The following is a 21,244-nucleotide window of genomic DNA, read 5'->3' as shown; positions in this document are numbered from 1 at the left end:
CGTTACGCAACGGGGATGTTGCAGTTCACGGCCCTCTAGGTCATGCTTGCATCTGGGGCAACGGGCCAACTTGACCCGTTCACGCTGCAACATGCTCACAACATAGGGCCATGAACGACCAATATCAGGCGCTCTACCAAACATTCCGCTGGCTGGTACCCACCCAGTTCAACATCGCGGAAGCGTGCTGCCACCGCTGGGCATCCAGCAGTCCGGATGCGCGGCGCATTGCCATCTACTACGAAGATGAATCTGGCAACCGCGAGGTCTGGACCTATGCCCGCCTGGCGGAAGCGGCCAATCAGCTGGCCAACGGCCTGGTGAAAATGGGCGTTGGGCGCGGCGACCGCGTGGGTGTGGTGCTGGGGCAACGGCCCGAGACCGTGGTGGCCCATATGGCCATCTACAGCGTCGGCGCGGTAGTGCTGCCGCTGTCCGCCCTGTTCGGCCCCGAGGCCCTGGAAAGCCGCCTGCGCGACTCCGAAACCCGGGTCGCGATCGTGGATTACGCCTCCAGCGCCAACCTGCTGGCCGTAAGCGACAACTGTCCCAACCTGCAGCAGATCATCGGCATCGGCTTCGCCGACGAACGCGTATTGCCCTGGCGCAGCCTGCTGGCGCGCCAACCCAGCGAATTCAAGATGGTCCAGACCCGTTCCTCGGACCCGGCCATCCTGCTCTATACCTCCGGCACCACCGGCGCCCCCAAGGGCGCGCTGCTGCCGCACAGCGTGCTGATCGGCAACCTGCCGGGCTTCGTGGCCTCGCAGGACTGGTTCCCCAAGCCCGCCGACGTGTTCTGGTCGCCGGCCGACTGGGCCTGGACCGGCGGCATGATGGACGCCCTTTTGCCCACCCTGTACTTCGGCCACCCCATCGTCGGCACGCGCGGCCGCTTCTCGGTCGAGCGCGCATTCGAGCTCCTGGAACGCTACCAGGTCACCAACACCTTCCTCTTCCCCACCGCGCTCAAGATGATGATGAAAGCGGTGCCGGAGCCGCGCGGCCGCTACCAGCTGGCCCTGCGTTCCATCATGAGCGCCGGCGAAAGCGTGGGCGAGACCGTCTTCGAATGGTGCCAATCGGCGCTGGGCGTAACGCCCAACGAAATGTTCGGCCAGACGGAAATGAACTACGTGGTGGGCAACAGCCAGAAGCGCTGGCCCGCCAAACCAGGCAGCATGGGCCGCCCCTACCCAGGCCACAACGTCGCGGTGCTGGACGAGGACGGCAAGCCGGTCGCGCCCGGCGCCACCGGCGAGATCGCCGTAAACCGGCTCGACATCCATGGCTACCCGGATCCCGTGATGTTCCTGGGCTACTGGCGCAATGAAACCGCCACCCAGGCCAAGTTCAAGGGCGACTGGTGCCTGACTGGCGACCTGGCCAAGATCGACGCCGACGGCTACCTCTGGTACGCAGGCCGCGCCGACGACGTATTCAAGTCCGCCGGCTACCGCATCGGGCCGGGCGAAATCGAAAGCTGCCTGATCGGGCATCCGGCCGTGGCCAACGCCGCCGTCGTGCCCAAGCCGGACGCCGAGCGCGGCGCCCTGGTCAAGGCCTACGTGGTGCTGACGCCGGAGTTCGCGCAGCGCGACCGCAACGACATCATCGAGAACCTGCAGGAACATGTGCGCGAGCGCCTGGCCCCGTATGAGTACCCAAAGGAGATCGAATTCGTCGACGAGCTGCCCATGACCACCACCGGTAAAATCCAGCGCCGCATCCTGCGCCTGCGCGAAGAAGAGCGCTCGCGGATGACCGCAGCCATTACAGACGCGCCGCACGCCCCCAAGGCGTGACGCCGCAACCGGAGACCTAGGCATGCCCATTTACCAGCTCGACGACCTGATTCCCCGCATCGACCCGGCGGCCTATGTGGCCGACAGCGCCGACATCATCGGCAACGTAACGCTGGAGGCAGGCGTCAGCATCTGGTCCAACGTGTCGATCCGCGGCGACAACGACGCCATCCTGATCAAGAGCGGCACCAATATCCAGGAAGGCAGCGTGCTGCACGTGGACGACGGCTGTCCCATGACCATCGGCCCCAACGTCACGGTAGGCCATCAGGCCATGCTGCACGGCTGTACCATCCATGAAGGCGCCCTCGTGGGCATGCAGGCCATCGTGCTGAACAATGCCGTCATCGGCCGCAACTGCCTGATCGGCGCCGGCGCCATCATTCCGGAAGACCGCATCATTCCCGACAACTCCCTGGTCATCGGCATCGGCAAGATCGTCCGCGAGCTCTCGGACGAGGAAATCGCCAATCTGCACAAGAACACCGCCCATTACGTGGCGCGCGGCCAACGCTACAAGACCGCGCTGAAACGGATCGGCTGAGCGCCCCGGGGCGGCGCTTCGACCCTGCTGGCGGCAGGGGGAATAGACGGGCCTGATCGGCTAACATGCCTCCATGACCGATCAGCTCAAGAAATACCTTACCGAAGACCGCAGCGTCCGCATCCAGGCCGTGCGCCTGGACGCGACCTGGAAGGCCGTGCAGGCCAATCACGACTACCCTCCCGCCATCACCCACCTGCTGGGCGAACTGGTGGCGGCGTCCACGCTGCTGGCCGCCAACATCAAGTTCGACGGCTCGCTGGTGCTGCAGATCCAGGGCGACGGCCCCATTGCGCTGCTGGTGGTGGAATGCCGCAACGACCTGAGCCTGCGCGCCACCGTCAAGATGCGCGAAGGCCACGACGTGCCCAGCGACGGCAACATGCAAAGCCTGCTGAACCCGGGCGGCAACGGCCGTTTCATCGTGGTGCTGGATCCGCAGCGCAAGCTGCCGGGCCAGCAGGCCTATCAGGGCATCGTGCCCCTGCAGGGCGACACCGTGGCCGAAGCCCTGCAGCACTACATGAAAGCCTCCGAACAGCTGGATACCCGGCTGTGGCTGGCGGCCGACGCCGACCATGCCACGGGCATGCTGATCCAGCGCCTGCCCTACCACGGCGGCTCGGACGCGCCCGCTCTTACCGAGCAGAACGCCGCCGAAACCTGGGACCGCGCCTGCGCCCTGGCCGGCACCATCAAGCGCGATGAACTGCTGGCCACCGACATCGACACGCTGATCCATCGCCTGTTCTGGGAAGAAACCCTGGTGGCGTTCGATCCGCTGGCGGTGCGCTGGCACTGCCCCTGCACCCGCGAACGCGTGGCCAGCATGCTGCGCACGCTGGGCCAGGAAGAGATCAACAGCATCCTGGCCGAACGCGGCCAGGTCGACGTGGCCTGCGACTTCTGCGGCAAACCGTATAAGTTCGACTCCGTCGACTGCGCCACCTTGTTCTCGTCCGGCGCAGCTCCGGCCGCGGACGAACCTCCCACGGTGCACTGATCCACACCGGCGGCCTGGCCGCCGGGACGTTTCGATCACGCCGGCTTATCCTCATCGACAGGCGGCCATGCCTGCGCCAGACTGCGCAGCCATGACCGCCTTTTTTCATGCACCCTCCTGCCGGCAACGCGGCGCCGCCGCCATCGAATTCGCGGTGGCGGGCGCCGTGGTGCTGCTGCTGGGCCTGCTGGCGATCGAAACGGCCCGCTGGCAGGGCGTGCGCCAGATGGCCTATCTGGCGCTGATGGAGGCGGGACGCGCCGGCGCCACCGGGCACGGCGATCCAGCGCGCATGCGCATGGCCTTTCTGCAGGCCCTGCTGCCGCAGTACGCCGATGCGCAAGGCCAGGCCGGCGCACGCCGCCGCCAGGAAGACGAGCAAGCCGAGCTGGCCGCCATTTCGGGTACCCACCCCTGGCGCATCGAAGTCCTGCTGCCCGACGAGCAATCGTTCCGCGAACACGCCCGCCCGGATCTCAAGGTACCCGCGGCGTCAGGCCTGCGCGCCATCGACAACGGCTACCAGGACCTGCAGCATGCGCGCCGGCCGCCGCAGCCGGGCGGCCAGACCATATTTCAGGCCAACACCTTGAAGCTGCGGCTGACCTATCTGCACAAGCCGTTGCTGCCGCCCTTGCGGGCGCTGCTGGCCGCGCTGGGCTCCGATCGCGGCAGCTATGCCGGAAACGCGCAGACCCGGGGCCTGTTGCCCCTGCGCATGGAACTGGAAACGGAGATGCATTCGCACCCGGTGGATTGGGCGCGCAGGACGCCGCAACCCGCCGGCATCGTGTACGGAGAGTGCCGCAGCGTGCGCTGCGGTTGAACGGAACGGGGAATGAACAGGAACGGCAGCCGGCGCTCAGTGCCGGGCGTTGGCCTGATTGGCGGGCTTGGGAGGCGTAGCCGCAGGGCGGGCCGCCGGCGCGCTGGCGCGCGCGGGGGTGGCCGGCTTGGCCGCGGCGTCGGCAGCCAAAGAGGCGCCGCCAGCCGGGGCCGGGGTGTTCTGCGGCAGGATGTGCACGAACACCTCGCCGTCGCGCATCATGCCCAGTTCGCCGCGGGCGCGTTCCTCGATGGCGCCGGAGCCGCCTTCGAGGTCGCGCACTTCCGCTTCCAATGCGGCATTGCGCGCGCGCAGGCCTTCGTTGGTCTCGCGTTGCTCCGCCACCTGGCGTTGCAGATCCCAGACCTTGAACCACCCGCCCTTACCCAGCCACAGCGGGTATTGGATCAGGCCTAGCAGCACGAACAGCACCAGGAACAACAGGCGCATACGCGGGAACCCTCAGCAGTCGTGGCGTGGATGCGGCCCCGGGATTGCGCCTGGGGCCGCGCTTCTCATCAACGCAGGTTGTAAAAAGCTTCCAAGCCGGGATACGACGCGACTTCAGCCAGCTCTTCCTCGATGCGCAGGAGCTGGTTGTACTTGGCCATGCGGTCCGAACGCGACAGCGAACCCGTCTTGATCTGCATGGCGTTGGTCGCCACGGCGATGTCGGCGATGGTGGAGTCTTCGGTTTCGCCTGAACGGTGCGACACGACGGCGGTGTAGCCGGCGCGCTTGGCCATTTCGATGGCGGCGAAGGTCTCGGTCAGGGTGCCGATCTGGTTGATCTTGATGAGGATCGAGTTGGCGACGCCCTTCTGGATGCCTTCGCGCAGGATCTTGGTGTTGGTGACGAACAAGTCGTCGCCCACCAGCTGCACCTTCTTGCCCAACTGGTCGGTCAGGAGCTTCCAGCCTTCCCAGTCGTTTTCGGCCATGCCGTCTTCGATCGAGATGATCGGGTACTTGTCGCACCAGGTGGCCAGCAGATTGGTGAATTCCTGCGAGGACAGCGAGATGCCGCCTTCGCCGGCCAGCGTGTACTTGCCGTCGCGGTAGAACTCGGAGCTGGCGCAATCCAGGCCCAGGGCGATCTGCGTGCCCGGCTCGTAGCCGGCTTCGGTGATGGCCTTCAGGATCAGCTGGATGGCGGCTTCATGGCTGGCCACGTTGGGCGCGAAACCGCCCTCGTCGCCCACTGCCGTGGACATGCCCTGGCCGTGGATCAGCTTCTTGAGCATGTGGAAGACTTCGGCGCCCCAGCGCAGGGCTTCGCGGAAGCTGCCTGCGCCCACCGGCAGAATCATCAGTTCCTGCAGGTCCAGCGTGTTGTTGGCGTGCGCGCCGCCGTTGATGACGTTCATCATCGGCACGGGCATGCTCATGGGGCCGCTGCCGCCGAAATAGCGGTACAGGGACAGGCCCGATTCGTCGGCGGCGGCGCGGGCCACGGCCATGGAGGCGGCCAGGATCGCGTTGGCGCCCAGGCGTTCCTTGGATTCGGTGCCGTCCAGCTCGATCAGGGTGCGATCGACGAAGGTCTGTTCCTGGGCGTCCAGGCCCATCAGGGCTTCCGAGATTTCCGTATTCAGGTTCTCGACGGCGCGCAGCACGCCCTTGCCCAGATAACGGCTCTTGTCGCCGTCGCGCAGCTCGATGGCTTCGCGCGCGCCGGTGGACGCGCCCGACGGCACGGCCGCACGGCCCATGGCGCCGGACTCCAGCAGCACATCGCATTCGACGGTGGGGTTGCCGCGCGAATCCAGAATCTCGCGGCCGATGATATCGACGATAGCACTCATGACTTTACATTCCCTGAACGATAAACATATTCATGACAGCCGCGCCTTCGCGGGCATTGCGGGCGCGGCGGTACTGCCAGGAGTCGTAGAAAGCCTGGGCCGCGGTCATGGAGGGGAATTCCATGACGACGGTACGGCCAGGCTCACGGCCCTCGAGGTGCCTGGAATCGCCGCCGCGCACCAGGATCTTCGCATCGTACGCGCGCATTGCGAGCGTGGACAGACGCTTGTAGTCCTCGTACTGCGCGGGCTTGGTCACTGAGACGTCGGCGATGAGGTAGGCACTCATGGGATTCCTTCAGAGCAGTTGCGTTGGTTTCGGTCTGACGCCGGATACGGCGACGCCGCCAGTGTCGCGCAAGGCGGCCGGGCGACGCATATCCGATGCTAATTGGTTGTATCCGAAAGAAGCGCCGCCGTATAGGGCGGCGCTGAGGCGGCGGCCCGCGGTCCCGAAGATCCGCTTACGGAACTCCAGACCGCAGACGCGCATTACGCCTCCTGACCGCGGCGAGCCTTCTGCTCGATGGCGGCGCGGATATAGCTGGCGAACAACGGGTGGCCGTCACGCGGGGTCGACGTGAACTCCGGGTGGAACTGCACGCCCACGAACCACGGGTGGTCGGGCAATTCCATCATTTCCGGCAGGTTCTCGGTCGGCGTGCGGGCGCTGATCACCATGCCGGCTTCTTCCAGGCGCGGCACGTAGACGTTGTTGACCTCGTAGCGATGGCGGTGACGCTCGTTCACTTCGTCGCCGTAGATCGACTGCGCGCGGGTGCCCGGCTTGATCGGCACGCGCTGCGCGCCCTTGCGCATGGTGCCGCCCAAGTCGGACGACTGGTTGCGCTTTTCGACCTTGCCTTCGCGGTCCATCCATTCGGTGATCAGGGCCACCACGGGGTGCGGCGCCGAGGGATCGAATTCCGTGCTGTTGGCGCCGCCCAGGCCGGCGACGTGGCGCGCGAACTCGATCACGGCCAGTTGCATGCCCAGGCAGATGCCCAGGTACGGCACACCGTTTTCACGGGCGTAGCGGATCGCGGCAATCTTGCCTTCGGTGCCGCGCTTGCCGAAGCCGCCCGGAACCAGGATGGCGTCCAGGTGCTTGAGCTGGTCGGTGCCGCGGGTTTCGATGTCTTCGGAGTCGATGTACTCGATGTTGATCTTCGAGCGCGTGTGGATGCCGGCGTGGACCAGGGCTTCCGTCAGCGACTTGTACGACTCGGTCAGGTCGACGTACTTGCCGACCATGCCGATGGTGAGCTGGTGCTGCGGGTGCTCCAGCGCCTCGACCAGGTTATCCCACATGGACAGGTCGGCCGGCGGCGGGGTCAGGCCCAGCGCTTCGCAGACGATGTTGTCCACGCCCTGCGCATGCAGCATCGCCGGGATCTTGTAGATCGAATCGGCGTCCCAGACGGAGATGACCGCGTCCAGGGGCACGTTGGAGAACATCGAGATCTTGGCGCGCTCGTCGTCCGGGATGCGGCGGTCGGCGCGGCACAGCAGCGCGTTCGGGTAGATGCCGATTTCGCGCAGCTTCTGCACCGAGTGCTGGGTCGGCTTGGTCTTGAGTTCGCCGGCCGACGCGATGAAGGGCACCAGCGTCAGGTGCACGAAGGCGGCGTTGTTGCGGCCCATGCGCAGGCTCATCTGGCGGGCGGCTTCCAGGAACGGCAGGGACTCGATGTCACCCACGGTGCCGCCGATCTCGACGATCGCGACGTCCGTGTTGCCGTTCCAGGCGGCTTCGGCGCCGCGGGCGATGAAGTCCTGGATTTCGTTGGTGATGTGCGGAATGACCTGGACGGTCTTGCCCAGGTAGTCGCCGCGGCGCTCCTTGCGGAGCACGGATTCGTAGATCTGGCCGGTGGTGAAGTTGTTCACCTTGTGCATGCGAGCCGAAATGAAACGCTCGTAGTGGCCAAGGTCCAGGTCGGTTTCGGCGCCGTCTTCCGTGACGAACACCTCGCCATGCTGGAACGGGCTCATGGTGCCCGGATCGACGTTGATGTACGGGTCGAGCTTCAGCATGGTGACTTGCAGGCCACGCGACTCGAGGATGGCGGCGAGCGACGCAGCGGCGATGCCTTTGCCCAGGGAAGACACCACACCGCCGGTGACAAATACGTATTTGGTCATCGTAATGAGCACCCGGGACGAGCGGGCGCGTGCGGGAAATTTGGATTATAGCCGGGAGGCGGAGCTTATTTGGGTTTTCCCCTAGCTCCGGGGCGTAACATTTGGCAGCACTCGAATCGCCGAAAGGGGCATCGCCTTATGTGGCGCGGCGCAGCGCCGTGCTATGTTCGATCCCTATTTTTTTGCTTGCTGTTTTTTCTCAACACTCCCGCTTCCGCCGATGACCGATCCCGCCCGATCCTCCTACTCGCTCGCCTGGCGCCTTGCGTTGACCGCAGTTTTCCTGCGGCTGGCTTACTCGGCGCTGGTCCAGTCGTACAGCCTGCTGGCCCTGCCCCAGTTCGAGCAAATGCAGGAGATGTACACCCAGCCGCAGTTCCTGGCGCCGCTGCTGGTCCATATCGTCGCGGGCGCGGTGATCGCCGGATTGACCGCCTGGGGAGCCATGCGAGGCTGGCTGGCGCGCCATGACACCCAGGCGGTGACCGAGCCCCGCAAGCTGTTCGGCACCTTCATCGCGCTGTTTCTGCTTTACACCCTGGCCGTGGCGGCAGGCATCGCCTTTCTGCAGAACACGCTGATGCGCTTCGTCATGGACCACCGCGACGTGCTGCAGGAACGGCTCGGCTTCGGCATGATCGGGCAGTTTCTGGCCCTGAACATCATCACCAAGCTCGTAACCATCGTGCTTGAGATCATCGGCATCTGCGTCATCGTGCGCATTGCCGCCTGGACCGTGCAGCCTGCGGGCCCGGCTGGCGGCCCCGCCTATGAACGGCGCCATGCCGCCTGGACTACCGCGCTGACCGTGCTGGTCTGGCAACTGACTGTTTCGGTCTGGTTGGGCGGTTTCCTGCAGATGCAGGCTCAGGGCGCTGGCTGGACGGCGTACGCGCTGGGCTATCTGGTCCTGCCTGCGGCCCTGCTGGGGCTATGCACCCTGGTCTGCCTGAACATCCTGCCGCGCCCGATCGGCGCGGCCCGGTTCGGACGGGCCGTCGCCCACGGCACCATCGCCTTCTGGCTGGCGCAGGCGCTGGGCATAGGTTTGGGATTCCTGGCCGTCCGGGCGATGACCTGGGGACAACTGATGCGCGCGGCGGAGTCCCATGCGGCCGCCGGCCTGACGCTGCTGGCCTATGGCGCGCTGCTGGCTTTGGGCTGCCTGATCGGCAGGCTCGCGCTCTATCCCGGCGCCAAGGCGGCCACGGCGGAAAACTGACCAGCCTTCGCGCAAAGTAAAAGGCCGCGGGCATTGCGCCCGCGGCCTTTTTTCATGCACTCACGCGACGCTTCAGATCGCCGCGGTGCGGCGCTCCAGCCAGGCCAGCGCCTCGCCTTCGACCAGCGGCGACAGGCGTTCGTACACCGTCTTGTGATAGTCGTTGAGCCAGGCGATTTCGTCGGCGCGCATCAGCGACGGCTCGATGCAGCGCGTGTCGATCGGGCACAGCGTCAGCGTTTCGAAGCACAGGAATTCACCCAGTTCCGAGGTCAGCCAGACGCGGTTGGCGACCAGGTTCTCGATGCGCACGCCCCAGCGGCCAGGGCGGTAGATGCCCGGTTCGTTGGAGGTGATCATGCCCGGCTCCATCGCCGTGTGCGGACCCGGCACAGCGCGGTAGGAAATGACCTGCGGGCCTTCGTGCACGTTCAGGAAGTAGCCCACGCCGTGACCCGTGCCGTGGCCGTATTCCGCGCCGCCTTCCCAGATAGGGGCGCGCGCGATGGCATCCAGCATGGGCGAAGGCGTGCCGCGCGGGAACGAGGCGCGCGACAGCGCGATCATGCCTTTGAGCACCAGCGTGAAGTCCACCTTCTGGTCGGCGCTGGGCGAGCCCACCGCGACCACGCGGGTGATGTCGGTCGTGCCGCCCAGGTATTGGCCGCCCGAGTCGATCAGCAGCAGGCCGTCGCCTTCAATGGTGGCGTGCGATTCGGGGGTAGCGCGGTAGTGCGGCATCGCGCCGTTGGCGTTGAAGCCGGCGATGGTGGCAAAGCTGGGGCAGACATAGGCCGGCCGGCGCGCACGAGCAGCGGTGATCTGCTCGTCGATGGTCAGTTCGGTGATGGTTTCATGGCCCAGCGCGCCTTCGAACCAGGCGAAGAACTCACAGAGCGCGGCGCCGTCCTGCGCCATGGCCTGACGCACGTTCGCCAGCTCGGCATCGGTCTTGCGCGACTTCAGCAGCGTGGACGGATTGATGGCTTCGATGCGCGGCACGGCCGGATCCATCGCATGGAACACGCCGCAGGTCACGCGCGCCGGATCGATCAACAGCTTCTGATCGAGTTCCAGCGAGGCCAGCGCATCGGCGGCCTGGGCATAAGCGGCCACTTCCACGCCGTCGGCCGCCAGCACGGCGCGCAGGGCGTCGTCGATCTTGCCGTCAGCCACGAACAACGTGGCATGGTCCAGTCCGATCAGCGCGTGGCCGACGAACACCGGGTTGTAGTCCACGTCCGCGCCGCGCAGATTGAAGAGCCAGGCGATATCGTCCAGCGTGCTGATGAAATGCACGTCGGCGCCATGCGTGCGCATGGCGGCGCGCACCTGCGCCAGCTTGTCGGCGCGGGTCACGCAGGCTTCAGGCGCCACGTGTTCATAGATGGCGGCGCCAGGCAGCCCGGCGCGCTCCTGCCAAATGTCTTCCAGCAGATCCTCGCGGATTTCCAGGACGGCGCCGGCCGAGGCCGCAGCCGCCGACAGGGCGCGGAAAGCGCCCAGGCCCAGCACCTGTCCGTCCACCCCGATGACCTCGCCCGCCTTGGCATTGGCCGCCAGCCAATCCACATGGCCCGGCGTCGTGGCCAGCGCGATCTTCATCAACTGCACGCAGGTGCCGGCCAACTGGGCTTCGGCCTGCACCCAGTAGCGGCTGTCCACCCACAGGCCGGCGAAATCGGCCGTGACCACCAGCGTGCCGACCGAGCCCGTGAAGCCGGACAACCAGCGCCGTCCCTGCCAGCGCGCGGGCAGGTATTCGGACAGGTGCGGGTCCGAGGACGGAACGACATAGGCGGACAGGCCGCGGCGGCTCATGGCCTGCCGCAATTGGGCAATACGGGCGTCGGTGCTAGACATGGGGGATGGGATCCTTAGCGCAACATGAAAGACATGGCGGCCAGGCTGTTCAGCGTGCGGACGGCGGACTGCATGCTATCCGTGGTGAATCGCAAGGTCACGCCGTCCACGCGTTCCAGCGTGGGCCACATGCAGAACAGGTCGGCCAGGGCCGAGCTCTGCGTCTGCAACCGGCATTCTATAGGGGCGGGAATGCGGAAAGGAACTGCCGCGCCTTTCTTCAGATTGCGCACGGCGGTTTCCGCAGCGGCGGCGATCGCGCGGCGCGACGCGGCCGGCGACAGGGTCACGCCGCTGCCCTGCCCATGGGCCACCTTGGTCTGCACCCATTCGGCGCCCGGGAAGGTATCGCGAGTCTCCGCGATGAAGGCATCGTCGCCGGTGCCCAGGATGACGGGTACGCCCATCTCGCCCGCCAGCGCGCCGTACAGGCCGGCCTCGCCCAGCTCCATGCCGTTGATGATTACGCGGGCAAAGGCGAAGCTGTTGATGGTGTGGGCCAGGATGCCGCAGCCCTGCGAACGCGAGTGGTAGCCGATCATGAAGACGGCGTCGCAGCCCTCTTCCAGACCGCCCATCATGCCGAGGTAACGCGGCTTGCCCAGCACCAGGCGGGCGCGTTCGTCCAGGCCGTCAGGCAGCAGGTTGCGAAAGCCGCCGTGCGAATCGTTGACCAGGATCTCTTCGGCGCCGCCGGCGATCGCGCCTTGCACGGCCGCGTTGGCCTCGGCGGTCATCCAGGCGCGGGCGCGCTCGTATTCGCCGTTGCCGGCGCGGACTTGTTCGGAATGAAAGACGCCGGCGACGCCTTCGATATCGGTGGAAATCAGGATCTTCATGGGATCAGCCTCGGAGGATTTCAGAATTCGGTTTCGGACAGCCACTGGCGCCACTGCGGCGCCGCGTCGCGGATCGCGGCGCGGTGGTTGCCGTCGCGCCCCGTCACGCCTTCGGCATGCCACAGCGCGGAAATGATGGCCTGTTCGCAGGCTTCGGCGGCGGCTTCGAACAAGGGATCGATGCGGGCCTCGTGCAGCATCGCCACCGCCGGCATGGGCTGCTCCGGCAGTTGCGGCACCGTATAGACCGTGGAAAACGCCAGCGCGATGTCGCCGCTGCCATGGCCGTACACCGAACCGGTGCGGGCCAGCCCCGCCCCGGCCCGCAGCGACAGGCGGCGCAACTGGCGCGAGTCCAGCGGCGCATCGGTCGCCAGCAGCAGGATGATGGAACCCTTCTCGGGCACGATGGCGGCGTTCTCGCCCGCCTGGGCGAGGCTGCTGTCCAGTTGCTGCGCCAGCCGGCGGCCGAAGGGCCTGCCCGCCACGGTCAGGTTGGGCAGGCGGCCGAAGTTCGCCAGCACCAGCGCGCCAACCGTGTATTGCGGTCCGGCCTGAATGGATGCCAGGCGCGAGGCCGAGCCGATGCCGCCCTTGAACGAGAAGCAGGACATGCCCCGGCCCGCGCCGACGGCGCCCTGCTCGAACGGCTTGCCCGCGGCGGCCAGCGCCTCGGCGTAGTGCGATTCCTGCACCGCCAGCGCCTGGATATCGTTCAGATAGCCATCGTTGCATTCGAAGACCAGCGGATTGACGGTAGCCATGCCGCGACCAATGCCAGGGTTCGCGGCGACCGCGGCGCGGATCTGCGCATTGGCCACCGTACCCACGCCAAACGTATTGGTCAGCGCAATGGGCGTTTCCAGCACGCCCAGCTCCTGCACCTGGACCAGGCCGGTGCTCTTGCCGAAGCCGTTCAGCACGGTGGCGGCAGCCGGCACCTTATCCAGATAGGGATCGCCGGCATGCGGACGCACCACGGTTACGCCGGTCTGCAGCGGGCCTTCGGCCAGCGTACGGTGGCCGACGGCGACCTCGCCCACGTCGCAGATCGAATCCAGCGGTCCCGATGGCAGTACGCCGATGCGGGGGATGTCCAGCGCTTGTTTGTCCATGTTCGCTGCGTGTCGCCACGCTCCTGAATGTAAAACGCCGCCGCCCTGGGGCGACGGCGCAAAGATTCGCCCTCCACGCCAGCCCTCCAGGGAGGGCCGGCGGCAGGATTACTTGCGGTCGATCTTGGGATCGAGCGCGTCGCGCAGGCCGTCGCCCAGCAGGTTGAACGCGAGCACCGTGAAGAAGATCGCCAGCGCCGGGAAGATTGCCACGTGCGGCGCGATCACCATGTCGGCGCGCGCTTCGTTCAGCATCGCGCCCCACTCCGGCGTGGGAGGCGAAGCGCCCATGCCCAGGAACGACAGGCTGGCCGCGGTGATGATCGAGGTGCCGATGCGCATCGTGCCGTAGACCACGATCGGCGAGATCGTGCCGGGCAGGATGTGGCGCATGATGATGGTCCAGTCGGACGCGCCCACGCTCTTGACCGCTTCGACGTAGGTCATCTGCTTGATCGACAGCGTGTTGCCGCGCACCAGGCGGGCAAACGCCGGCACGCTGAACACGGCCACGGCCACGATCACGTTGACCATGCTGGAACCCAGGATGGCGACCACGCCGATGGCCAGCAGCATGCCGGGGAACGCCAGCAGCACGTCGGAGATGCGCATCGTGATGCGTTCCCACCAGCCTTCGTAGTAGCCCGCCATCAGGCCCATGAAAGTGCCGACGACGGCGCCCATGGCGACGGACAGGAAGCCCGCGGCCAAGGATATGCGCGCGCCCATGATGATGCGGCTGAAGATGTCGCGGCCCAGCGAGTCCACGCCCAGCCAGTGGGTGGTGGAAGGTCCGGCGTTCAGGGCGTCGTAGTCGAAGAAGTTCTCCGGGTCGAACGGCACGATCCACGGCGCGAAGACCGCGACGACGACGAGCAGCAGGACGAAGATGCCCGCGCCGACGGCGAGCTTCTGCTTCTTGAATTTGCGCCAGAACTCGGTGGCGGGGGTGCGCACGTCGTTCTTGGGAGCGGCGGCGATGGTCGTGGCGGGTGTCGTATTGCTCATGGCCGCCTCACTTGTAACGGATGCTGGGATTGATGACGCCATAGAGCACGTCGACAATCAGGTTGATCAGGATGAATTCCAGCGAGAACAGCAGCACCAGGCCCTGGATCACCGGATAGTCGCGCTGGGTCACGGCGTCCACCAGCAGGCGGCCGAGGCCGGGCCAGTTGAACACGGTCTCGACCACGATGGAGCCGCCCAGCAGGAAGCCGAACTGCAGGCCCATCATCGTGACGACGGGAATCAGCGCATTGCGCAGCGCATGCTTGATCACGACGCGGCGCTCGGTCAGGCCCTTGGCGCGGGCGGTCCGCACGAAGTCTTCCTGGATGACTTCCACGAAGGAGGCCCGGGTAAAGCGCGCCATCACGGCCGCCACGGCGGCGCCCAGCGTGATGGACGGAAGTATGTAGTGTTGCCAGGTCGAGGCGCCCACGGTAGGCAGCCAGCCCAGATTCACGGAGAAGACCTGCATCAGCATCATGCCCAGCGCGAACGCGGGGAACGAGATGCCGGACACCGCCAGCGTCATGCCGAGACGGTCGGGCCAGCGATTGCGCCATACCGCCGACACGATCCCGATGATCATGCCGAAGGTCACTGACCACACCATGCTGGCGAGCGTGAGCCACAGGGTAGGCATGAAACGGTCGGCGATTTCGGTCGAGACGGGGCGCTTGGTACGCAAGGAGGTACCCAGGTCGCCTTGCAGCATGTGGCTGAAATAGCGCACGAACTGCTGCGGCAGCGGCAGATCCAGTCCCAGTTCCTTGCGCACGAGCTCGACGGTCTGCTGGTCGGCCTCCTGGCCCGCGGCCAGTCGCGCCGGGTCGCCCGGAAGCATGTGCACAAACAGGAACACGACCACGGCTACCAGCAGCAGCGTGGGGATCATGCCCAAAAGACGTTTGACGATGTAGGTCAGCATTGAAATTCCTGCAACATCGGCGGGGACACCGCGCCCCCGCCGTATGTGGCCTTACAGGGGCGACTAGGCCCCGAGAGTTACTGCCAGATTTACTGCTTCAGATCGATGTCGCCGAACCAGAACGAGGTGTCCGGCTCAACGTACACGCCCGACAGGTTCTTCGACTTCACGTACAGGTTGTTCTGGGTCACCAGGAAGGCCCACGGGGCGTCCTTCCAGATGGTTTCCTGAACGTTCTTGTAGATCTCGGTCTTCTTGGCGCGGTCGGTCGTGGCCAGGGCTTGCTGGATGCCATCGTCCACCGACTTGTTCGAGTAATACGACACGTTGTTGAGCACCGGCGGGAACGCGGCGGTGGTCAGCAGCGGACGCAGGCCCCAGTCGGCTTCGCCGGTCGAGGACGACCAGCCGGCGTAGTACATGCGGACCTTGGCGTCTTCAGGCTTCTGCACCTGTTGGACGCGCTGCACGCGCTGGCCCGATTCCAGCACTTCGACCGACACCTTGATGCCGACTTGCGCCAGTTGCTGCTGCAGGAACTGCACCACCTTCACCGAGGTGCCGTCGTTATAGGCGGACCACAGCTGGCTTTCGAAGCCGTTGGGGTAGCCGGCTTCGGCCAGCAGGGCCTTGGCCTTCTTGATGTCGTACGGCCACGGGCCGGTCTTGTGCGCGTAGTCCACGCCTTGCGGCACGACGCCGTCGACGATGGTGGCATAGCCCGAGAAAGCGACCTTGGCCAGGGCTTCCTTGTTGATGGCGTAGTTGATGGCTTCACGCACCTTGACGTTGTCGAACGGCTTTTGCTGCGTGTTCATCGACAGGTAGCGCGCCATGATCGAGTTGTGGTGATCGACCACGTCCAGCTTGTCGTTCTTCTTCAGCACGGCGGCCTGCTCGAACGGCACCGGGAAGGCGAACTGCGCTTCACCCGTCTGCACCACGGCGGCGCGGGTGTTGTTGTCCGTCACGGTACGGAAGGTCAGGGTGTCGACCTTGGGGTAGCCCTTCTTCCAGTAGCCGTCGAACTTCTTGACCTTCAGGTATTCGGCCGGCTTCCATTCGACGAATTCGAAGGGACCGGTGCCCACAGGGTGGAAGCCGATTTCCTTGCCGTACTTGGCCAGCGCGGCGGGCGAGATCATCATGGCGGCCGGGTGGGCCAGCGCGTTGATGAAGGCCGAGAACGGCTTCTTCAGCGTGATCTTGACGGTCATCGGGTCGACCACTTCGGTCTTGTCGATGACGCTGAACTGGATGTAGCGCGACAGGCGGTTGTCCGGATTGGCCGGGCGGTCGAAGTTGATCTTGACGGCTTCGGCGTTGAAATCGGTGCCGTCATGGAACTTCACGCCGGGACGCAGCTTGAAGGTGTAGACCAGGCCGTCTTCGCTGACGGTGTAGTCGGTGGCCAGAACCTTCTGGACCTTCAGGTCCTTGTCGAACTCGAACAGGCCTTCGTAGTAGGCCTTGCCGGCCGCCTGGTTCAGCGTGCTGTTGGTGTTGTACGGATCGAGCGTTTCCAGCGCGATGGAGACGGCGAACGTCACGTCCTTGGCGGCATGCGCCAGCGGCGACGCGATCACGCCGAAGGCCAGCGCAGCGGCGGCCATCAGTTTGGTGGGGCGCAGAACTTTCATCATTGCAACTCCTGGTTCCAAAAAGGAATTAGGGGGTTTGGTGGAAGAAAAACAAGTACGACAACTGACTCAATACGCTCCGCCGACCGGATGCCGGGCGACGAAGTGATCCGTTCCGACCTGCACCAGCGGCTGCACCACGGGCTCGTCGCCGAGCTTGCGGATGGGGCTGGGGATTTCGTCGGACAACAGCGTGCGCTTCATGTGGCGGCGGGCCGGATCGGCGATCGGCACGGCGGACATCAGCTTCTTGGTGTAAGGGTGCTGCGGATTCTCGAAAATGGCGCGGCGCGGCCCGATCTCCACGATCTGGCCCAGGTACATGACGGCGACGCGGTGGCTGACGCGCTCGACCACAGCCATGTCATGCGAAATGAACAGGAAGGAAATGCCCATGTCGCGCTGCAGGTCGATCAGCAGGTTCACGATCTGCGCCTGGATCGACACGTCCAGCGCCGACACGGATTCGTCCGCGATCACGACCTTGGGGTTCAAAGCCAGGGCGCGCGCAATGCAGATGCGCTGGCGCTGGCCGCCCGAAAATTCGTGCGGATAGCGCTGCGCCATTTCCGCCGGCAGGCCCACGCGTTCCAGCAGTTCGGCCACGCGGCGCTCGGCATCGCGGCCACGGGCCACGCCGTGCACCAGCAGCGGCTCCATGATGGAAAAGCCGACCGTCACGCGCGGATCCAGCGAGGCGAACGGGTCCTGGAACACGAACTGGATGTCGCGGCGCAGGGATTGCAGTTCGGTGTTCTTCAGGCGCACGATGTCGCGGCCGCCGAAGCGGATCTCGCCGCCCTGGCTGTCGACCAGGCGCAACAGCGAGCGGCCGGTGGTGGACTTGCCGCAACCGGACTCGCCCACCAGCGACAGCGTTTCGCCGGGGAACAGGTCGAAGCTGACCTGCTCCACCGCATGCACGCGGCGCTGCACGCGGCTCATGATGCCGCCGCGCAGATCGAAGCGGGTGACCAGCTTGCGCACGCTCAGGATAGGCTCGCGCTTGGCGTCCGGCGCGGCGGGCGCGCTGACCGGAGCGGCCTCGGGCTGGGCCTGGCCTTCGGCCTGCAGCAGCGGGAAGCGCGCGGGCAGGTCCGTGCCCTGCATGGCGCCCAGCTTCGGCACGGCCGACAGCAGCGCCTTGGTGTAGCGGTGCTGCGGCGAGGCGAATACCTGCTCGGACGGGCCTTCCTCGACCTTGTCGCCGCGGTACATGACCAGCACGCGGTCGGCCACTTCCGCGACCACGCCCATGTCGTGGGTGATGAACACCACGCCCATGTGCATTTCTTCCTGCAGCTGGCGGATCAGTTGCAGGATCTGCGCCTGGATGGTGACGTCCAGCGCGGTGGTGGGTTCGTCGGCGATCAGCAGCGCCGGCTTGCAGGCCAGCGCCATGGCGATCATCACGCGCTGGCGCATGCCGCCCGACAGTTGGTGCGGGTAGCGGTCCAGCACCGACTTGGCTTCCGGAATACGGACCTGCTCCAGCATGCGCAGCGCCTCGGCGCGCGCGGCCGCGGCGTCCTTGCCCTGGTGCTGGCGGATCGATTCCGCGATCTGGTCGCCGGCGGTGAAGACCGGATTCAGGGAGGTCATCGGCTCCTGGAAGATCATGGCCATGTCCGCGCCGCGCACACTGCGCATTTCGCGTTGGCTGGATCCGACCAGGTCGATCACGGAACCGTTGCGCCGCCGCAGGGCCATGCTGCCCTGGGCGATGCGCCCGCCGCCGTGCTCCACCAGACGCATGAGCGCCAGGGACGTCACCGATTTGCCCGAACCCGATTCGCCCACGATGGCCAGGGTCTCGCCCCGGTCCACATGGAACGACAGATTGCGCACGGCTTCGACCGTGCGCTCCGATCCCACGAAGCGCACCGTCAGGTCGTCGACCTGGACCACGCGGTTTTCCGGCAGCGCCAGGCTGTTTGCGCGATCAACCATCTCTTTTGATTCCCCAAATACTGAAAAAACGAACCCGCCGCCGCTTATCGGTAGATAGCGGTGACCGGCTTCTCGCCGACGCGGGCGTAACCCCGATACATGCCTTCCGTGTTGAACGGCAAGGCCACATTGCCCTGGGCGTCGACGGCCACCAGGCCGCCCTTGCCATCGATGGTGGGCAGCTTTTCATGCACGACGCGGTCGGCGGCCGCTTCCAGCGACGCGCCGCAATATTCCATCTGGGCCGCCACGTCATAGGCGGCGACCATGCGGATGAACATTTCGCCGGTGCCCGTGGTGGACACCGCGCAGGTCTTGTTGCTGGCATAGGTGCCGGCGCCGATCAGCGGCGCGTCGCCCACGCGGCCGACCTGCTTGTTGGTGATGCCGCCGGTCGAAGTGGCCGCGGCCAGGTTGCCCTGGGCGTCCACCGCCACCGCGCCCACCGTGCCGAACTTCTTGTCCGAGTCCAGCGGATCGGCCGGTGCGGGCTGGCCGCGCGCGACCAGCGCCTGGCCGTCATGGTCCAGCACCGCCGCTTCCGGCGTTTCGCGCTGCACGCGCAGCAGCTGTTCGCGGCGGGCTTCGGTGGAGAAGTAGGAGGGATCGACCAGTTCCACGCCTTCTTCCTTGGCGAAGGCTTCGGCGCCCTCGCCCACGAAGAACACGTGCTTGCTGTTTTCCATGACCTTGCGCGCGGCGAAGATCGGGTTGCGCACGCGGTGCACGCCGGCGATCGCGCCCGAGCGCAGCGTGGCGCCGTCCATGATGGCGGCGTCCAGTTCGTGGGTGGCGGCGCTGGTGAACACGGCGCCATGGCCGGCGTTGAACAGCGGACAGTCTTCCAGCAGGCGGACGGCTTCGGTCACGGCGTCCAGGGCGCTGCCGCCACGGGCCAGCACGGCCTGGCCGGCGGTCAGGATGGATTCCAGCGCGCTCAGGTACTCCTGTTCTTTCTCGGGCGACATGGCCGCGCGGGACATCGCGCCGGCGCCACCGTGAATCGCAATCACGGGTTGAATCATCGTTTACCTACTCCATGGATGAGCCACGGCATCACGGACTGGGTCACCCCAGCGGCGGCCGCGACGGAATTCTTGGCCCGATAGGCCACCGCGGCCGACAGGGCTTCGATCAGCCCCAGCGCAGCGGTTTCGGAATTGGGAATCAGCTGGCGCGCGGAATACGCATACAGCAACACGGAAGCCGTGGGCGCCAGCGGCGAGGTGGGCTTGTCGGTCAGCACCAGCACCGGCACGCCGGCCTGCTTGGCGGCGCCGGCCAACGTCACCGTGTCGGCCAGGTAGCGGGGAAAGCCGATGGCGATCACCAGGTCCTTGGACGTCATGCGCGCCATCTGGCGCGCCGCGTGCGACACGCCGCCGGGACCGGCCAGAGATTCGACGGAATGCAGATGCATGCACAGGCCGCGCTGCAGGAGGCCGGCCAGGAAGCCGCTGGCGCCGAAACCGATGATGAAAACGCGGTCGGCGGCCAGGATGGCCTCCACTGCCTGCTCGCAGGCGGCGGCGTCCAGCGACTGCAGGTTGCGCTGGGCATTGCGGATGTCTTCTTCCAGCGTAGCGGCGAAGATCTGCACGGCGCTGGCGGAATGCGCCAGCTCTGTGCGCAGCTTTTCCACCGGCTCCAGCGCCGCCTCGAAGCCGCGCGCGAGTTCGGCGCGGAACTGCGGATAGCCCGGCAGGTCCAGGGCGCGCGCGAAGCGGTTGGCCGTCGCCACCGACACTCCCACCGCCGCGGCGAACTCATCGATGGTCATGGTGGCGGCGCGGAACTGGTGCGCCAGCACGTACTCGGCCATCTTGTGCTGAGTACGGCTCAGCGCGGGCTGGGCCCGGGCGATCCGGTCAGCAATCGTGAGTGCGGCCTTGGTCATCGAGGGGGGAGATGTAGCGGGAGTTTATGTAAATCTGTTTACAAACAAATTTTAGAGAAGAAAATAGATTTTCATACTAAGGGTATACCCGTGAAAACATGTAACAGTGCATCGAATAAAACGGGGTCGGTTTGAGGTACGCTAAGGCCCGCCCTAATGGCCCCCACCCCGCCACACCGGATTGACGCTATGCCCGATTGGATCTGCAAGCCGCACCAGGAACTGACCGTGACCGAGATCTACGCGATCCTGCGGTTGCGCACGGAAGTCTTTGTCATTGAACAGAATTGCATCTTCCAGGACATGGATGGCAAGGATCTGATCGGGCAGACCTCGCACCTGATGGCCTGGCAGGACGGCAAGCTCGCCGCCTATTGCCGCATCCTGGATCCGTCGCTGAAGGACGGCCAGATCGAGATCGGACGCGTCATCACCGCCCCCTGGACCCGCGGCCAGGGCCTGGGCCACGAGCTGATCCGCCACGCGATGCAGGAAGTACGCCTGCGCTGGCCCGGCCGCGCCATGTACCTGGGCGCGCAGGCCCGCCTGCGCAACTACTACGGCGGCCACGGCTTCGTGCAGGTCACCGAGGAGTACATCGAGGACGGCATCCCGCATGTGGGGATGCGGCTCGACGAAACGGCATAAAAAAAC

Annotated in this window: 19 protein-coding genes; 6 read left to right on the top strand and 13 right to left on the bottom strand. The window is 66.0% G+C overall.

All coding sequences use genetic code 11. The annotated features are described in order from the left end of the window. The first annotated feature begins 110 nt into the window (after positions 1-110). The 4 genes from IB259_RS19790 (at position 111) to IB259_RS19775 (ending at position 4,178) form a co-directional block, all read left to right on the top strand. The gene (locus IB259_RS19790; protein ID WP_119450949.1) at positions 111-1,805 is read left to right on the top strand and encodes an acyl-CoA synthetase; all 1,695 of its coding nucleotides are present in this window, start codon (positions 111-113) and stop codon (positions 1,803-1,805) included. A gap of 22 nt (positions 1,806-1,827) precedes the next feature. Further along, positions 1,828-2,349: a gamma carbonic anhydrase family protein gene (locus IB259_RS19785; RefSeq protein ID WP_192329964.1), complete on the top strand. Its 522-nt coding sequence runs from the start codon at positions 1,828-1,830 to the stop codon at positions 2,347-2,349. Positions 2,350-2,422: 73 nt separating this feature from the next. Next, entirely contained in the window at positions 2,423-3,352 is a 930-nt protein-coding gene (gene hslO, locus IB259_RS19780; protein WP_054450725.1) for an Hsp33 family molecular chaperone HslO, read from the top strand. A gap of 91 nt (positions 3,353-3,443) precedes the next feature. After that, on the top strand, positions 3,444-4,178 hold the full coding sequence (locus IB259_RS19775) for a pilus assembly protein (protein WP_225596899.1): 735 nt from the start codon (positions 3,444-3,446) through the stop codon (positions 4,176-4,178). A 36-nt stretch (positions 4,179-4,214) separates the two neighbouring features. Here IB259_RS19775 and ftsB read toward each other — a convergent pair whose 3' ends face one another. The 4 genes from ftsB to IB259_RS19755 form a co-directional block, all read right to left on the bottom strand. Further along, a complete protein-coding gene (gene ftsB / locus IB259_RS19770) occupies positions 4,215-4,628 on the bottom strand; it encodes a cell division protein FtsB (RefSeq protein ID WP_054450721.1) in 414 nt (137 codons plus the stop codon). A gap of 68 nt (positions 4,629-4,696) precedes the next feature. After that, a complete protein-coding gene (eno, locus tag IB259_RS19765) occupies positions 4,697-5,983 on the bottom strand; it encodes a phosphopyruvate hydratase (protein WP_054450719.1) in 1,287 nt (428 codons plus the stop codon). 4 nt (positions 5,984-5,987) lie between these two features. After that, the gene (locus tag IB259_RS19760; protein WP_013392289.1) at positions 5,988-6,272 is read right to left on the bottom strand and encodes a DUF1330 domain-containing protein; all 285 of its coding nucleotides are present in this window, start codon (positions 6,270-6,272) and stop codon (positions 5,988-5,990) included. A 203-nt stretch (positions 6,273-6,475) separates the two neighbouring features. Beyond that, the gene (locus tag IB259_RS19755; protein ID WP_054450715.1) at positions 6,476-8,128 is read right to left on the bottom strand and encodes a CTP synthase; all 1,653 of its coding nucleotides are present in this window, start codon (positions 8,126-8,128) and stop codon (positions 6,476-6,478) included. A 268-nt stretch (positions 8,129-8,396) separates the two neighbouring features. On the opposite strand from IB259_RS19755, the gene IB259_RS19750 reads away from it, so the two are divergent. Further along, on the top strand, positions 8,397-9,350 hold the full coding sequence (locus IB259_RS19750) for a hypothetical protein (RefSeq protein ID WP_225596898.1): 954 nt from the start codon (positions 8,397-8,399) through the stop codon (positions 9,348-9,350). Between the two features lie 72 nt (positions 9,351-9,422). On the opposite strand, the gene IB259_RS19745 is transcribed toward IB259_RS19750, so the two are convergent. The 9 genes from IB259_RS19745 to IB259_RS19705 form a co-directional block, all read right to left on the bottom strand. After that, positions 9,423-11,213, bottom strand: coding sequence for an aminopeptidase P family protein (locus tag IB259_RS19745; RefSeq protein ID WP_192329958.1), 1,791 nt, complete (start codon positions 11,211-11,213; stop codon positions 9,423-9,425). Positions 11,214-11,227: 14 nt separating this feature from the next. After that, positions 11,228-12,052 (bottom strand): M55 family metallopeptidase, encoded by an 825-nt coding sequence (locus IB259_RS19740; RefSeq protein WP_192329957.1) that lies wholly within the window; start codon positions 12,050-12,052, stop codon positions 11,228-11,230. Between the two features lie 20 nt (positions 12,053-12,072). Further along, positions 12,073-13,167, bottom strand: coding sequence for a P1 family peptidase (locus tag IB259_RS19735; RefSeq protein WP_192329955.1), 1,095 nt, complete (start codon positions 13,165-13,167; stop codon positions 12,073-12,075). Positions 13,168-13,275: 108 nt separating this feature from the next. Beyond that, positions 13,276-14,175, bottom strand: coding sequence for a glutathione ABC transporter permease GsiD (gsiD, locus tag IB259_RS19730; protein WP_054450707.1), 900 nt, complete (start codon positions 14,173-14,175; stop codon positions 13,276-13,278). A 7-nt stretch (positions 14,176-14,182) separates the two neighbouring features. Next, on the bottom strand, positions 14,183-15,103 hold the full coding sequence (gsiC, locus tag IB259_RS19725) for a glutathione ABC transporter permease GsiC (RefSeq protein WP_013392281.1): 921 nt from the start codon (positions 15,101-15,103) through the stop codon (positions 14,183-14,185). Positions 15,104-15,192: 89 nt separating this feature from the next. Next, complete coding sequence (gene gsiB, locus IB259_RS19720; protein WP_054450705.1) at positions 15,193-16,746, bottom strand: glutathione ABC transporter substrate-binding protein GsiB; 1,554 nt, start codon at positions 16,744-16,746, stop codon at positions 15,193-15,195. Between the two features lie 66 nt (positions 16,747-16,812). Continuing rightward, positions 16,813-18,693, bottom strand: a complete 1,881-nt coding sequence (locus IB259_RS19715) for a dipeptide ABC transporter ATP-binding protein (RefSeq protein WP_054450703.1) — start codon at positions 18,691-18,693, stop codon at positions 16,813-16,815. 44 nt (positions 18,694-18,737) lie between these two features. Further along, positions 18,738-19,718, bottom strand: coding sequence for an isoaspartyl peptidase/L-asparaginase family protein (locus IB259_RS19710; RefSeq protein WP_054450701.1), 981 nt, complete (start codon positions 19,716-19,718; stop codon positions 18,738-18,740). Beyond that, positions 19,715-20,590 (bottom strand): MurR/RpiR family transcriptional regulator, encoded by an 876-nt coding sequence (locus IB259_RS19705; RefSeq protein ID WP_054450699.1) that lies wholly within the window; start codon positions 20,588-20,590, stop codon positions 19,715-19,717. The genes IB259_RS19710 and IB259_RS19705 overlap by 4 nt, the downstream gene beginning before the upstream one ends. A 189-nt stretch (positions 20,591-20,779) precedes the next feature. On the opposite strand from IB259_RS19705, the gene IB259_RS19700 reads away from it, so the two are divergent. Beyond that, positions 20,780-21,238: a GNAT family N-acetyltransferase gene (locus IB259_RS19700; RefSeq protein ID WP_054450697.1), complete on the top strand. Its 459-nt coding sequence runs from the start codon at positions 20,780-20,782 to the stop codon at positions 21,236-21,238. Positions 21,239-21,244: the final 6 nt, after the last annotated feature.

Source organism: Achromobacter sp. ACM04 (assembly GCF_014851465.1).
In the GTDB taxonomy this organism is placed as follows: Bacteria; Pseudomonadota; Gammaproteobacteria; order Burkholderiales; family Burkholderiaceae_B; genus Achromobacter; species Achromobacter aegrifaciens.
Note: the sequence above shows the minus strand (reverse complement) of the source record. Positions and strands in the feature narration are given on the sequence as shown.